Annotated in this window: 10 protein-coding genes; 5 read left to right on the plus strand and 5 right to left on the minus strand. The window is 40.4% G+C overall.

Features of this window, described 5'->3' with window-relative positions:
- Nucleotides 1-67: 67 nt before the first annotated feature.
- From HHO47_RS01790 to HHO47_RS01800, 3 genes are all read left to right on the plus strand, one after another.
- Nucleotides 68-691, plus strand: coding sequence for a GNAT family N-acetyltransferase (locus HHO47_RS01790; RefSeq protein ID WP_169018325.1), 624 nt, complete (start codon nucleotides 68-70; stop codon nucleotides 689-691).
- Between the two features lies 1 nt (nucleotide 692).
- Nucleotides 693-1,865, plus strand: coding sequence for a type III PLP-dependent enzyme (locus HHO47_RS01795; protein ID WP_169018327.1), 1,173 nt, complete (start codon nucleotides 693-695; stop codon nucleotides 1,863-1,865).
- Nucleotides 1,866-1,976: 111 nt separating this feature from the next.
- Nucleotides 1,977-3,098, plus strand: coding sequence for a siderophore-interacting protein (locus tag HHO47_RS01800; RefSeq protein WP_169018329.1), 1,122 nt, complete (start codon nucleotides 1,977-1,979; stop codon nucleotides 3,096-3,098).
- Nucleotides 3,099-3,307: 209 nt separating this feature from the next.
- On the opposite strand, the gene HHO47_RS01805 is transcribed toward HHO47_RS01800, so the two are convergent.
- The 5 genes from HHO47_RS01805 to HHO47_RS01825 all read right to left on the minus strand — a co-directional run bounded on the left by HHO47_RS01805 (nucleotide 3,308) and on the right by HHO47_RS01825 (nucleotide 12,452).
- On the minus strand, nucleotides 3,308-6,184 hold the full coding sequence (locus HHO47_RS01805) for an amino acid adenylation domain-containing protein (protein ID WP_169018331.1): 2,877 nt from the start codon (nucleotides 6,182-6,184) through the stop codon (nucleotides 3,308-3,310).
- Nucleotides 6,171-9,671: a condensation domain-containing protein gene (locus tag HHO47_RS01810; protein ID WP_169018333.1), complete on the minus strand. Its 3,501-nt coding sequence runs from the start codon at nucleotides 9,669-9,671 to the stop codon at nucleotides 6,171-6,173. Before HHO47_RS01810 ends, HHO47_RS01805 begins: the two co-directional genes overlap by 14 nt.
- Before the next feature lie 33 nt (nucleotides 9,672-9,704).
- Nucleotides 9,705-10,463: a 2,3-dihydro-2,3-dihydroxybenzoate dehydrogenase gene (gene dhbA / locus HHO47_RS01815; protein ID WP_211183573.1), complete on the minus strand. Its 759-nt coding sequence runs from the start codon at nucleotides 10,461-10,463 to the stop codon at nucleotides 9,705-9,707.
- A 156-nt stretch (nucleotides 10,464-10,619) separates the two neighbouring features.
- Nucleotides 10,620-11,267: an isochorismatase family protein gene (locus HHO47_RS01820; RefSeq protein ID WP_169018335.1), complete on the minus strand. Its 648-nt coding sequence runs from the start codon at nucleotides 11,265-11,267 to the stop codon at nucleotides 10,620-10,622.
- Between the two features lie 30 nt (nucleotides 11,268-11,297).
- Nucleotides 11,298-12,452, minus strand: coding sequence for an isochorismate synthase (locus HHO47_RS01825; protein WP_169018337.1), 1,155 nt, complete (start codon nucleotides 12,450-12,452; stop codon nucleotides 11,298-11,300).
- Between the two features lie 497 nt (nucleotides 12,453-12,949).
- Between HHO47_RS01825 and HHO47_RS01830 the strand changes: the two genes are divergently transcribed.
- Both HHO47_RS01830 and HHO47_RS01835 read left to right on the plus strand, forming a co-directional pair.
- Nucleotides 12,950-14,194, plus strand: coding sequence for an MFS transporter (locus tag HHO47_RS01830; RefSeq protein WP_169018339.1), 1,245 nt, complete (start codon nucleotides 12,950-12,952; stop codon nucleotides 14,192-14,194).
- Nucleotides 14,191-14,907, plus strand: a complete 717-nt coding sequence (locus HHO47_RS01835) for a thioesterase II family protein (RefSeq protein ID WP_169018341.1) — start codon at nucleotides 14,191-14,193, stop codon at nucleotides 14,905-14,907. The genes HHO47_RS01830 and HHO47_RS01835 overlap by 4 nt, the downstream gene beginning before the upstream one ends.
- Nucleotides 14,908-15,030: the final 123 nt, after the last annotated feature.

The following is a 15,030-nucleotide window of genomic DNA, read 5'->3' on the forward strand; positions in this document are numbered from 1 at the left end:
TTAATTAAACGACGAATGACATCACGCTCAAAACAACATAAAGGCTAAAACTTAGCGGGGGACAAGTATGCGAACACTATCACGCACACTGCCAAACGAATTTTTACTATCGATGAATAAGCTTAATTACGAATTGCAGCAAGTCCGCTATCCTGATGACTTAGCACTTTTGCACAGATGGATGCATACAGATCATGTGATCCCTCAATGGCAATTAAACAAGCCAGAACTAGAGCTGCACATATTTTTCGAGAAAATGCTCGCTGATGATCATCAACGACTTTACATCATGCTAATAGATGGCCAACCCGCAGGGTATGCTGAAATATATGAATGTAAACGTGATCGTATTGCCCGCTATTACAGCGCAGAAGAAAATGATATGGGTATACATCTTCTGATCGGTGAAAAGCATTTTTTAGGGCGTGGTCATTTAGCGCCCCTACTGTCAATGCTAGCAGACTTTATTTTCAGTACTAGCCCCACTACTACAAAAATAATCTGTGAGCCAGACAGTAAAGTCGAACAATTCCATCGCTTATCCAATGGCTTAGGCTATGAAGAGCAGAAAAAGATTAAGTTACCAGAAAAAACAGCGTCGTTGTTTTTCTTTACTCGTGACAGATTTTATCACTCCCCTATTTACAACACACTCATCAGCAATGATCATCAAAAATTGGAAAACACTTAGTATGAAATTGCCACACTATTTTAATCCGCAAATTGCAAATGACATAGCACGTCTAACTAAAGCGCATGCAACCCCATTTTTAATCTTAGATTTATCCGTTGTTGAGCAACGCTATCGTGATATGGTTGAAGAATTTCCTTTAAGCGATATCTTCTATGCTGTCAAAGCCAACCCCGCAAATGAAGTCATTCAGTTACTAGCAAAGCTTGGCGCTAACTTCGACATTGCCTCATCACCAGAGCTGGATAAAGTCCTCGCCTTTAAGATCGATCCTGAACGTATTGTATTCGGTAATACCATTAAAAAGAAAATGGATATAGCTTATTTCTATGCTCAGGGAGTCAGACTTTTTGCCACTGATAGCGAGGCCGATCTGAATAATATCGCTCAGCACGCGCCTGGCTCAAAAGTTTATATTCGATTACTCTTTGATGGCTCGTCAAGTGCAGATTGGCCTTTATCTAATAAATTTGGTTGCTCTAGTGAGGTTGCTGTAGGGCTGGCCGTCAAAGCGAAAGCGCTTGGGCTTGTACCTTATGGTATATCCTTTCATGTTGGCTCACAGCAGCGTGATATTGCGACTTGGCGACAAGCGATTGAGGCTACAAAAGTGCTATTTGATGAGGTAAAACATAAGCACAACATCCAGTTAGAAATGATCAATCTTGGTGGTGGATTACCAGCTCATTATCTTCAACAAACCGACGACTTTAAAACCTATGCCATGTCGATCCATCAATTTTTAAAAGATAGTTTTGCAGATAAAATGCCTCGCATCATTATTGAACCAGGTCGTTCATTAGTAGGCGATGCGGGTATTTTAGTATCAGAAATAGTCTTGATCACTGATAAATATATAAAATCAAACGCCGCCGAACGATGGATTTATACCGATGTTGGCACTTTTAATGGCTTAATCGAAACGCTCGGAGAATCAATAAAGTACCCATTACTAACGGCCAAGGAAGGGACAACTCAACCGGTCGTTTTAGCTGGACCAACTTGCGATAGCTTGGACATAATGTACCAGCATCATCAATACCAATTACCTTCATCACTGGCGATTGGCGATCATTTATTCTGGCTATCTACTGGGGCATATACAACAAGTTATAGTGCTATTGAATTTAATGGATTTGCGCCATTAGCCTATCACATCGTACCTGAATTATGAGGGTTGACCCTATAAATTAGCAAAACCAGCCCCTCTGTAGCTTGCAATATTCAGCGACTACAGGTACAAAAAGTAACACCATTATAACGCCATAGTGTAAATAAGGACTTTATGAACAGCCGTACTCCAATTAAAGAAATAGATAAAAAGTTAGATATTATTGAGCATGTTAATCAAGATCACACTGAAGAGTTATTAACCATAGCGCAGAGTGCTCAGCCTCAAAAAAATATATTATCGGCAAAAATTCTCGATATATTTCAAGAGGGTGTACTGGTTGAGATGACCTTAAATAACAATTCTCAAGAAATAGAGAACTTCATACAGTTTGAAATAGAAGGTGATTTAGAGGAGCAAATTCTTTATTTAGCCTATGCAGCAATTGTCAAACAAGGACGTGATTTTAGCGGCTCAGGGAAACACTTTTTTACCGTCACTAATAAACAAAAACTCACTACCAATATGCTACGTCTAACCGTTAAAAGTGACACACCATTACCAGCATATTACCCAGGCTATGCCTATGGTTTTTTATTAAAAAGCATGAAAAAACCGGTAACTAAAAAACCAGCTGCAAGCAATAAAAAACACTGGTTAAAAGGCTTGTTTGATCGTTTTTTTATATGGTTGATGAAGCATTTATCCAGTCAAAGCCGCCAAAAGCTACTTTATAATATGAACAAAAATGTTCGCTTATATACGTTACGTAAGTCATGGAAAAGTAGCATTGACGCTGAGTTTTTTGATCAAGGATATATAGATATTTTTACCCATGGTGGTAGCCTGGGTAGTCTCTGGAGCGAAGCGCTGAGCGTTAATGATATTATTATGAGTCGCTCTGAGACTGACGATAAACATCCCCATTTGAGTGCCGGCCAGGCGTTATTAATAGCCGATGAAACTGCTTATCCAGCTTTAGCTGGCATTCTTGAACATTGGCAGAACCCGCAGCCACCGCACATCGTAGTAATAAGCGCAGTTGCAGATGAACAGGCCTATTTTGACGATGTGTCATTGCCTCAAGGTAGTCATATACAACCTGTTGTTTGTGCAGCTGAACGTCAAGGTGATGAAGTCTTAGCGGTGCTAGAGGAGTTTGAAACGATTGATGTTGTGTGGGCCGCATTCGAATCTGAATCAGCCAAGCAAGTCAGACACTATTTACGAAATAAACGCAAAGTTACGGGCAAAAATAATCACACCAAAGGTTATTGGCGATTGAAAAAAGTTTAACCAAGTCATTGCCCAACACAAGGACACTGTTATATTAAAAACATACAGTGCTCGCACGTAGCGGTTTAACAAGCATGGTAAACCGCTACGGCCTGATTAGCTCACTAACTAACAGATTCAGGGGGCTTACTATTTTTATGTGGCAAAGCCTTTACGATATCACCAAGCTATAAAGATCAACATCTGTTGCCAGTGTTTGTGATAGCTGTTTAGCAATTTGAGTCAGTATAATTTTGATAGATACGCTGCTCGGCCAATACTTTTAACTGCTTTCGGTCAATTTTTCTATTCCCCGTCAGCGGCATGCGTTCTAATTGTAACCATCGAGATGGAATATGCGAATTAGGCAGCTTACTCTGTAAGAACTGCCGTAAGCTGTTTGTACTAACAGGCTGATTATTCTCTGTAACATAAACAGCAACCAGCTCACTGCTCGCATATTGCGGATTGACACAGGCAAGCGCAATAGCATCGCGTACAGAGGGATGTTTGCTTAAACTTAATTCAATTTCGGCTGAGGCGATCCTGACCCCACGTATTTTTAAATAACCTTCTTTGCGACCAGAAAAAATAATTTTGCCATCATCACGGAAATATCCCCGATCACTGGTTTTAAATACCCGCACCGTTTCGCCTTCAGGATTAGTGATCATCGCAAAATCATGTTGATTGATTTCACCCGCTTTAAGATAACCATTTGCCAAATTAACACCTGACATACAAATAGTGCCGATCACAAAGTTAGGACAGTGCTGATCACTTTCATTTAGTATGTAATAACGATTATTTTTCAATGCCATACCATAAGGAATAATATCTTTATCGAAGGGGGATATCTCATGCCAAATACTCCAGATAGTTGTCTCTGTGGGTCCTCCAATGGAAAATAACCTTGCCTGAGGTACATATTGGCGTAGTTTTTCAATGATGCTAGGTTTTACGTAATCTCCTCCTTGCGATACTAATTTCAGTGAAAGCAGTTGCTGTGGCTGTGCACAAGCTAATAACATATCCACAATGGCTGGGACAGAACTCCAAACTGAAACCTGATGCTGTGCTATCAGAGAACTCCAATCCATTGCGCTTTTTGTTTGCTCTGGAGTGGGCACAACTAAACTAGCCCCGAGAGACATGGCACCAAATAACTCGTATATCGACATATCATGATGAAATGGCGTCACTGCAAACAAAACATCGGCCTTAGTTAACTGCCATGTTTGATTGGTTACCGCTACTACATTCGCCGTCGCTAAATGGTTCATTACTACACATTTGGGTGTACCTGTACTACCAGAAGTGTAAAGGTAATAACCTGGCTCAGCATCAAATAGCGGCTGACATTCGAGCGTTTCAGACACCTCTGGATTATCGAGGATCTGATCAATATTGATAGTGTTGATCCCATCATAATCAAGTGCTTTATCAATGATCGCCAGATCAGCCTGACAATTAGCAAGCATAAATTGAATTCGTTGTATTGGCGATCCCATATCAATAGGTAACCAAATAATATTACTCAGTGAGCATGCCAACGTCACTGCAATATGCTCTGGACTCTTAGGTAAACAAATAGCAACCACATCGCCCTTGTTAATATTTAATGCAGATAGTTGATTGATAATCTTAGCGACTTGCTTACCCAAGGTTGCATAACTGATCTTTTGCTCTGCGTAAATGAGCGCGGTATTATTATTACTGTTGCCGTATAGATGTTCTTTTATCTGCTCTAAATAATTGTCGACTATAGCTTCAGCCACGTATTCAGAGCCTGGTTCACCTTCAGGCAGTCCCGATGCTTTTGCCGTTACCTGTGTACATAAATCAGGAGGCGCTACACTCTGTAAGTCACTCAAGCTCGACATAGCAAGCAAATATTGCTCAACAGTAGACAACATTTCACTAATCACAAGCGCCGGTAACGCCTGCTCAGCATAATCGAAATCAATCGCAATATCATTTTTCGCAGTTTGACTGATCCGAATATCTAAGGCTAATTGTGGCGTTTGTGTAACACCCGAAATATAGTCAACGTGCTCATACTCGCTTGCTCCCCAACTCAGGCCGTTGGTCACTGCAACTGGCAACGTAATCATTTTCGCTGTTTTCTTAACCAGCAACTTTCCTAGCTCAATCCCTGAAAATGTCGTATGTGCCATCGCATTTAATACATTTTTTTGCAGCGTTTGTGCCTTTTCAATAAAACTGACTTCCGTATTTGCGCGGTATTCAACAGCAATAAATGACGAGTGATTACCCAACTGTTGATGCAATATTGAATTTGAAATAGGCATAGAGAATAATAAATAATGCTCATTTGCCCACAATGCAACCACTTCGAGTAAGGCTGCACTCAGCACAGAGTTAGGTAGCAACTGATGTTTAGCTCCCATCGCGGCAATCGCTTGCCAGAGCCTTTTTGGTATAATAATGCCCTGTCTTACGTAATGAGGCGAAAAAATCGTTTCTAAATCGCGCTTCCAAGGCAAAGTAGTAATACTGTCAACATTCGCCAATTTATCTTGCCAATAGGCCTTATCAATGCTGTTGTTAGTGAAATAACTCGGCGGTGTTTGCCGTTGGCTCATCACTTGATGCGTTGCCTTACCGTTAAACAACTCACTTAATAAAATAGCAACCGCATAACCATCAACAATCAGACCATCAAAGCTAGTAAATAAAAGCGCATGCTTGTCATCATGGTTCATGTTTTTTGGTAATAACACCAGCCGCATACACCAAAGTGGTCGCTCTAACGGCAGCACACTATGCGAATATTTCTCCCGTAAATGGTTGAGCTCATGTTGCACACTTTGCTGTTCACACTCACGCAGGTCGACTATCTCAATATTTAATATAACGTCTGCTAATATTTCTTGCTTTAGATCATGTTCATTAATCAAAGTGCGCATAACCGAATATTTCTCGGCTAATTGCGACACGGCAGTTTCTAATTCGCAGGCGTTAAAGTGACAATAAAACTCTCTAAAGTCATGCATTGCCACACCGCCGAGTGGAATTTGCGTATTACGACCTAATAGATATGCACGCTGTAATGGGTTTAGGGGCTGTGAATCAACAATACGCATTATTTTTCCTTAATATTTTTAATAACACCTCGGCAATATCGTTAGCTATTTCAGGTAGCTTGTCACTGATTTTATTAGCCAAATTATTTGCAGTACGTTCGATAAAAACATCAACTACGGTTAACTCACAACCTTTAAAATACTGATTAACCGCGGCGACTAAGTGAGTTGCAAGCAAAGAGTCGCCCCCACAGCTAAAGAAGTCTTCATCAAGATTATTGCTACTTATATCGGTGCCAATGGTGCTGGCAAAAATATAACCGACCGCTTGCTGTAAGGCTGAGCTATTTGAGCTAGCTTGCTGAACTTCACACTCTTGCAGGCAATCTCTCAGCAACGCCTGTTGGTCAATGTGACCATTGGCATTGACAGGTAAAGCTGTTGCTAAATAATAGTGATTGGGCAATAACTGACGAGGTAAAATTTTCGCTAACTGTTTATGGATCATATGCTGTTGCACAGTGTCATTTTTAATCACAACCCCTGCGATTAATATCTTGTTACCTTTATCCATTACAAACTGCACTGAGGCATCTAACACGGTGTCTAGTTTTACGATCAATGCTGCAATAGCCTGTAGCTCTATAACATAGCCCTGATTGTAAAGCAGTTGCGATGCTGAACCACACAGTTGAATTTCACCACTTTGTTGGTAATAGGCAAAATTTCCGGTGTTGTACCAAATAACTCCCTGTTGTTCATAACGAGCAGCTACCGACTCCTCGGCTGACACCAAATCGTCAGTACAAATAGCAGCTCCCGCTACCCATAATTGACCAATCACGTGATCTGGGCAATCTCGTTTTTGCTCGTTTAACACTCTACAGCCAATACTCGGTAAAGGTGTACCATAAGTCATAAAAGCTGTTTGCTTAGCCTTATGTTCGTCGCAAACACTATAACTGGTATAAAATGCTGCTTGTTTAGCGCCTGCGAGTGCAACCAACTGCACACTCGGGTTATGGCTTTGTAGTTGCTGCCACAACTGCGTGGCAACGGGCTCAGCTCCTGCCAAAACATACGCTAATGATGGCAGTGACTTTTCTTTAACATTATTGAGTAGTGCGCTTAGCTGTGTTGCAGAACAATGTAAGGTATTAACTCGTTGCTGTTGAATAAACTGAGCCCACAGTGATGGGGTTAGTTTATGTAATTGCTCAACTAAAACTAAAGTACCACCCGATGACAACGTAGCAAAGATATCCAGTGCCACCAACTTTTGAAAGGGATTATACAGCGATAATAAACGAGTAGTTTGATCAAAACTAAATAAGGTAATGATATCAAGTAAGCTACTAACAATTCCTTGATGAGTTACCTTAACAGCTGTTTGATGCTCTGCATCGAGTACAATGTACGCTAATGCTGACTCAGATAACGGCTCTTGCATCGTGAAGTTAGCTTCACTGATGGTTGGCAGCTGTGCTAATTCAGCATAACAGAACTGGTTACTAGCGACTATCTGGCTATTAGTAACCGAATACTGACAATGATTTTTCTTATATGACTCAGTCCATTGATTTGACACATTACCTTCAGCGATAACGTAACTTGCCCCAATCGATAAAATAGCAAGTATGACTGTTATATAAGCTTCGCTTTCACTGAGCTCAATTGCCAAACAATCACCGGCCTTAACGTGCTTAGCAGTTAGGTTAACGGCGACATTGCTCACATTTGTTGCTAATTGTGCGTAGCTAATGGTCTGCTCTGCAAAACACAGGGCGGTATTTTCTGGATTATGTTTAACTTGTTGCCAAAAATCACTTTGCAAGGGTTTTATCATTGCTTGCGGATGAGAATGCAAATCACCATGCAGTTGCCGCCTCTGACGCTGCGTTAAAGGTAGCTGTATAGTTAACGGTAATTCTGCCCGTTGTGGCGAATTGACTAATGCTTCAAGTAATCCCAGATAAGCAGAAAACATTTCGCTGATAACATGTTCTTTAAATGCCGCAACACGTACATCCCAATTAATGAGTATTCCATGATTATGCTCAGCCACTTGCACATCCAAATCAACCATTGGTCCTTGCGATACACACCAAACAGGCTTACCTAAAGTTTTTGTTACCGATTCAGGAATAATTTCGCCGTGCTCCAATCCACAAGTGTACACAATCGGGGCTATTTGCGTATCTTCATGTAATTTAGACAAGTCTCTCAGTACATTAATACCTGAATAGGCACTGTGCTGTTGTACTCTTTGACGTTCGTCTGCCAATCTTTGCAACATAATGTTAAAAGGCTCATCATCGCGCAACTCAACATTCAGTATCACTAGATCCGTAAAGTCACCGACTAAGCTATTAATGTTGTCGCTATAAGGCTGGCGTTTGAATACCGGCAGGTTAAGCCTGAACCGATTAGCGCTAGACCAATTTCCAACTGTAATAGAAAACACCGCTAGCATTAAATTAGACAAGCTCACCTGATATTTATCGGCAAGGGCTGTTAATGCCTGCTTATGTTGCTGAGAAAAAGTGTGATGTAAGCTATCGCAAACAAATGTGTCTGGTCGAAAATATTCCGCTCTAGCGGGCAGTTTTGGCGGTGGTGCAATGTCCGTGAGCCGATCTTGCCACCATGCTTGATCGTTCTGAATCGTCTGTTTTAATGTGCTGTCATGTTGTCGTTGTTGAAGGTAGTCAAAATAACTCTGTTTGCATCTTGTAAGCTGCGTGTGTTCGCCTTTATAAATACTCGCTAACTCTCTATAAATTAACAAAATACTTGGTGCATCGGCAGCAATCATATTAACATCAATGTGGAGTCGATGTGCTTGCTCTGGTAATAGCGTTAAACTAAAATAAATAACTTCCCCTTGCTCTATCGCCAATTTTTGATGGGCTAAACGAATCCTTTTTTGATGCAAAAATTGCGCAATTTCAACGCTGTCAGAATCGCGTAAATCATCAATCTCAATTTGATAATTAGGATCAACATCAGCAATAGTTTGTAGCCCATTATTTGAGATAACCACACTTAACATAGGGTGCATTTTTAATAATAGCTGGATTGCTTGGTTCAACACCGTAGGATTAATATTTTGGCCGTCAAATTCGACATATAAATGAGCAGATAGCGCCGTCGATTGCTGTCCAGCCCAGAAGGAATACTGCATTTCCGACAACGCACATTCACTTAGTTCTGGCTGACTTGCAATAGCATCCAAGTTGAAAGTCGATAATGAAGGCAAATCACTCATCGTATCATCATCGGTTAGTGGCTTTTGCTCATCGCTCTTTTGTGCACGATTAAGCAGTACTATCCAATCAATGATCCTCGGCGCTGAAGCAAAATCAACATAATTCAAGGACAGTTGGTATTCTTCCTGAAAAGTATTAACTAACTGCATGATAGCCAATGAATGCAGACCAAACTCAATCAAATTAGCGGCTACCGGAATAGTTTCATCTGCCAACTTTAAGATCTGTTTTAGTTGTTCGGTAATTACTATTTCGAGTTCTATGTTATCTAATTCCATTTTCTACCTATTTTAATTGAAGGAGCAATGATTTCATCCACCAAGCGTTGCGCCACCATCTACCACCAGATCATGCATGGTGATATGACCCGCTTGCTCACTCGTTAAAAAAGTGACTGCATCGGCAATATCTGCTGTCGTTGCCAACTTTTGCAATGGTATACCTAGCTTGTAATTTTCCATGTCACCGGCAATGGTACGCTGTTCACTACCACCATTAACCCACATGTCAGTTTGCATCGACGTAAAAGTAGATCCAGGAGAGACCGAGTTGACTCTTACAGAATATGGCGCCAATTCAAGTGCGAGAGTTTTTGCCATATTAGTTAGTGCTGCTTTTGAAGCGCCATAAGCCGCCATTCCAACCCGTGGCACGCGTGCAGCATTAGAAGAAACAAAAACAATACTGCCAGCCCGTCGCTGTTGAAAATGAGGTGTTAACCAGCGCATAAAATAAACCGGTCCAAACAAATTAACAGCAAATGTGTTATGCCATTGTGCGATCGTGGCTTGTGCTATTTTGTTAACCTCTAATACTCCGGCAACACTAACAAAATAGTCTGGCGGACTACTTACCAGCAGTTGCTGACATAGTTCATCAACGTGTGATGATCGTTTTACATCGCACTCATAAACAAATGGTTTCAGCTGTTCAGGAACATTACGCTTACTAATATCAAAACCAACCACCTGCATTCCCTGCTCATGAAAACGCTGAAAAATGGCCGCACCAATCCCCTGATTAACACCCGTCACCCATGCTATTTTTTTACTCTGTTGTTGATTCATCATAGACCTTAAAACTGTGATTATGAGCCACATTGCATCTTCACAAGTTACGCCAATAACAGTGTGGACAACTGCATACTTTCAGTAACTTAATCAATGCCCGTATAAAAACCGAACCGTGTCATAACATTGTTTTATTTACTGCGAATAATTTTTTAGTTAACTAGATATCAGGGAATCAATCGCGATACTTTCAGTCACCGTGCTCACCATCCCAAGGTTACGTTGTACATAACGTAGTGCATACAAATGATCATCACGGCTAAAATCAGCTATAGCATCAGCCATAACAAACGGCTTAATACTCTTCATAAAAGCCTCAGCAGCTGTTTGTAATACCCCAATATGCGCATAAATACCGCAAATGATCAGTTGATCACGCTGCTCTTGCATCATCTGTTCAGCTAGATCAGATAAGAAAAAAGCACTATAGCGCCACTTAGTTAGTAACCGATCACTTTGTTCTGGCGTAAGAGATGCAACAATGTTTGCCAGCTCAGGCTTAGCGGTTAAACCTGGGCCCCACATATCGGTTAATAACCCGCGACTCTCGTCACTTTGCTCAGCCGGTTGTGCAGTGTAATACACCGGGATTCGCTGTTCTTTTGCCCATGCTTTGAGTGCTGAAATCTGCTTAATAACTCGGCTCATCATAGGACTAGCTGGATGGTAAAAATTAATAAAGTAGTCTTGCATATCATGGATCAATAAAGCGGCTTTTTTCGGTTCTATAGCCCAATCAACTTTAGCTGCAGGGTATTCATTGGCAGTCGGAAATGCATAATCTTGGATCGCTGGAATAGTCATATAGGGGTTCTTAATATTAAGTTAGATTAATTAGCTAGCTGAAAATGCGCCGAGTATGGTCTGTAATTTAGATTCAGTTTCATGCCATTCAGCATCAGCATCTGAGCCTTTGACAATGCCTGCCCCTGCATACAAGGTCATGCGATTATCAAATAATAAACCACATCGAATAGTAACCACCCACTCACCATTACCTTTGGAGTCCATCCAACCAACTAATCCGGTGTAATATTGACGGTCATAATTTTCATTCTCGAGAATAAAGTTTTTGGCTAGATCCGTGGGTGTACCACATACTGCAGGCGTCGGATGTAAATCTAATGCTAAATTTAATGCATTCGCAGCACCTTGACGCAGTTGCCCTGTAAAAATTGAAGACAGATGTAGCATGCTTGAAGTTTCGAGTATATGTGGCTGCTCTGATATTGATAAATGGCAACAATGAGGCGCTAAGTTACGCGCAATATTGTCAACAACAAATCGGTGCTCATCATTATCTTTACTTGATTGCTGTAAATTTGCTGCATGCTTGCTATTTAACTGCTCATCGTTAGTACGCCTTGCCGATCCCGCTAATGGATTACTAACCACTTGATTACCATGACGAGATAGCAACAATTCCGGGCTCGCGCCCAATAAAACGTGGCCGTTAGCAACAGGAATAGCAAACGTATAAGCATGTGGATTTTTATTCATCAATTGCCTCGCCATTCGTAGGGGAGGTTGAGAATGTTCAAACTCCACTTCTAACGATTGTGACAACACAATTTTTTCTATTGCCAACTGGTCAAACGCAGAAAGAGCACTGCTAACACTATTTTTAAAATGTGTTTCACTAGTTATTCTTGTTTTATTCTTTATTGCAAAATTGTCGCTTGTTATTTGTTCAATAAATGCATCACGAGGTTCTTTAACGTAGCTGCTATACACATTCAATGCTGAATTTTTTGTATTATCAAATGGGATTGCACCAATCAAAATAGGATCCTTTACTCCTTGTTCGTATAGGGAAGCAAAGGCCTGATCAATTTTCTGATTTAGTGTAACCCGCTGAGATGCTGGAGTAGTAATAGTAGCAACACAATCAAGTGCAAATAACTGATGTTCGCTCGTAGCAAACACAGATACCTCATTTTGGTCAAAGTGAATGATATCTGAGATAAACCGACTAGAAGATTTTTGCATTCCTTGTTCCTTTGCTTTTTTCGCTCACAATTTTGTAATTATCTTGTGCTGATAAAAACAGTATTGTCTGTCCCTATCAGCACAAGGCAATTACAATAAATGCAAATGATAACAATTACCAATTGTAATTAAGCTATTCTATTTTACCTTCTTAGTCAAGCAATTACTTACACATTGATAAAGGTAAGTAATTGACTGATTACGCTATGAACTCTTACTATGCGGGTATCCAAAGACAGTACCGTTCACTAAATAACCTATCAACTTCATATTTTCCTACCTGAATGTAAACCCTTTGACTGAAGCAACGGTATTCCTCAGCAATTTTCTGTGCGAGACGTAAAATCTTAATTAATGTAATTGTATTAACTATCACCACCTATTATTTTAAATGATAATTGTTTATAATTTCATTTATGTTAATTAAGTGCTATTTTTGCAAATCTTAAAATTAGCTTTCTTAGCGTACACTCAGCCTTAGTTATGGACGTAATACAATGATTAGTAAAAGGTTTCCTTGGCCAATGCTGGCCAGCATTTACATTTCTCAATACATAGGCATTGCCTTTATTCTATCAGCAGCTGTTGCCATTCTGCGGCAACAAGGTGTACCGCTAGATAAACTCGCATTGCTAAACTTGGCAATGTTGCCGCTAGCAGGTAAAGTTTTTTATGCACCGCTAATCGATAAATACCGCTGCTTTTTTCAAGGTCAATATCGAAGCTGGCTAATTGTTGCCCAAGCGGGTATGACATTACTGTTGATACTCACTGGGATGATGAATTTAGAGCATCAATTTAGCTGGATATTTGCTGCATTGCTGTTTTACATGTTTTTTATGAGTGTTCAAGATGTTTCTGTCGATGGCTTATCCTGTAAACTGTTTGATGCCGATTCACGAAAATGGGCCAGCAGCATCCAATTTTCGGGGAATTTATTGGGCAACATTATTGGCGGCGGGCTGATACTGATGTTGTATCCATGGTTACACTGGCATGGTTCATTATGGGTATTGGCAGGATTAACGTCTATTTCGTTAATGCAAATAGTGTTATTCACTGAACCCGAGCAATCAGCTACTAAGGTACAACATATTGACTCAGGGAATTTATTGCGTGATGTCTATCATTTTATAAAAAGCCAGCGCCGATGGTTTATGCTATTAGCAATATACCCTATTGGTTTCACTAGTGGCTTTGCCATATTAACACCATTATTAATCGATGCAGGGTGGCAGCTGGGTGAAGTCGGATTCATAACCAAAGTATTTGGTTCAGCAATAGGCGTTGTATCGGCCCTATTCGCAACAGCGGTGATCACTCGCTTAGGACGCATCAAGGCATTATTAACTATTACCCTAACACAAGCGTTAGGCTTAGCTTTTATTATCCCAATAACAATGGGTTATACCGATAAGTTAACAGTTTATACTGCCGTTACGATTTATTTTATTGGTTTTCCAGCATTGCTTGTGACACTTTCAACTATGATCATGGACAAGGCTGCTGTCACTCACCGTAAAGCTACTTTTTTTACCTTACAATTTAGCTTAGTGTCTTTAATGGGATTTATTTATTCCGCCATTAGTATGGCATTGGCTAAATATGTTGGTTATAGCATCATTACTATTGCTGGCGTACTCCTAACGTTAGCGGTTGCCATGCTTGCTTGGTTGATACTTGAACGGAAAAATCGTGATGATAAGTACCAAAATATAAATATCGAAAGTAGTACCTCATGACTATTAACTTATTTTGTCTACCTCCAGCTGGAAGTAGTGCCGCTTTATATACAGCTTGGAAAAAACAAGTAACCAACGACATTACCATTGTACCCGTCGAGTATCCAGGCCATGGGGCATTAGCTAAACAGCCTTTGCTCCATGATCCTGATATTCTTGCGCACCATATTATAACCGAAATTAAGTCACATCCACTCAGTCCATTTATGTTGTTTGGTCATAGTGTGGGGGCTGCACTACTTTGGCGTGTCATTGCAGCAATCGAACACACGCCACTATTTAAGCAATTAAAAATGATTATTGTTAGTGGCAGGCCTACACATAGTTACACCCGCAAAATGCCAGCCAAGCATTTGCTGAGTCGTGCAGGGTTAATAAACTTACTGCGTCACTACAACAATGTGCCTTCTGAACTATTTCAAAATGAAGATGCAATGAACTTCTTCTTAGCGATTTTACGTAACGATCTTCATCTTAATGATAATATGCTGCAAGATAGAGTAAAAAAAATAAACCGACCTTTACTGGTTTTCTATGGCAAGGATGATCCAGATATTCCAAGTCACAGCCATATGCTAGCTTGGCAGGAGTACACCACCCAGTGGCTAGGTTGCTACCCATTAGCTGGGGATCATTTCTTCTTTAATGAGCTTAGCTCTCGCAAAGCCATGTTTGATAAAATTGCCGCTGCCGTGTCGAAGTTAACAAGCTAAATGATGGAGCAGGGCTTGGTACTGTTTCATTGTTGACTAGATCACTCATTCTCTGCTCTTATTAAATAGATAAATCTCCGTTCATCGCAACCTGCTGTATTTCTATTTTCTGTTACTTTATAA

The sequence above is a fragment of the Pseudoalteromonas arctica genome, assembly GCF_012927645.1.
GTDB lineage: Bacteria > Pseudomonadota > Gammaproteobacteria > Enterobacterales > Alteromonadaceae > Pseudoalteromonas > Pseudoalteromonas arctica_A.

What these genes read in the sequence shown, in the direction of transcription:
- HHO47_RS01800 (WP_169018329.1), top strand. Translation starts at nt 1,977, where the DNA reads ATGAACAGCCGTACTCCAATTAAAGAAATAGATAAAAAGTTAGATATT.
- HHO47_RS01830 (WP_169018339.1), top strand. Translation starts at nt 12,950, where the DNA reads ATGATTAGTAAAAGGTTTCCTTGGCCAATGCTGGCCAGCATTTACATT.
- HHO47_RS01825 (WP_169018337.1), bottom strand. Translation starts at nt 12,452, where the DNA reads ATGCAAAAATCTTCTAGTCGGTTTATCTCAGATATCATTCACTTTGAC.
- HHO47_RS01805 (WP_169018331.1), bottom strand. Translation starts at nt 6,184, where the DNA reads ATGCGTATTGTTGATTCACAGCCCCTAAACCCATTACAGCGTGCATAT.
- HHO47_RS01790 (WP_169018325.1), top strand. Translation starts at nt 68, where the DNA reads ATGCGAACACTATCACGCACACTGCCAAACGAATTTTTACTATCGATG.
- HHO47_RS01810 (WP_169018333.1), bottom strand. Translation starts at nt 9,671, where the DNA reads ATGGAATTAGATAACATAGAACTCGAAATAGTAATTACCGAACAACTA.
- HHO47_RS01820 (WP_169018335.1), bottom strand. Translation starts at nt 11,267, where the DNA reads ATGACTATTCCAGCGATCCAAGATTATGCATTTCCGACTGCCAATGAA.
- HHO47_RS01835 (WP_169018341.1), top strand. Translation starts at nt 14,191, where the DNA reads ATGACTATTAACTTATTTTGTCTACCTCCAGCTGGAAGTAGTGCCGCT.
- HHO47_RS01795 (WP_169018327.1), top strand. Translation starts at nt 693, where the DNA reads ATGAAATTGCCACACTATTTTAATCCGCAAATTGCAAATGACATAGCA.
- dhbA (WP_211183573.1), bottom strand. Translation starts at nt 10,463, where the DNA reads ATGATGAATCAACAACAGAGTAAAAAAATAGCATGGGTGACGGGTGTT.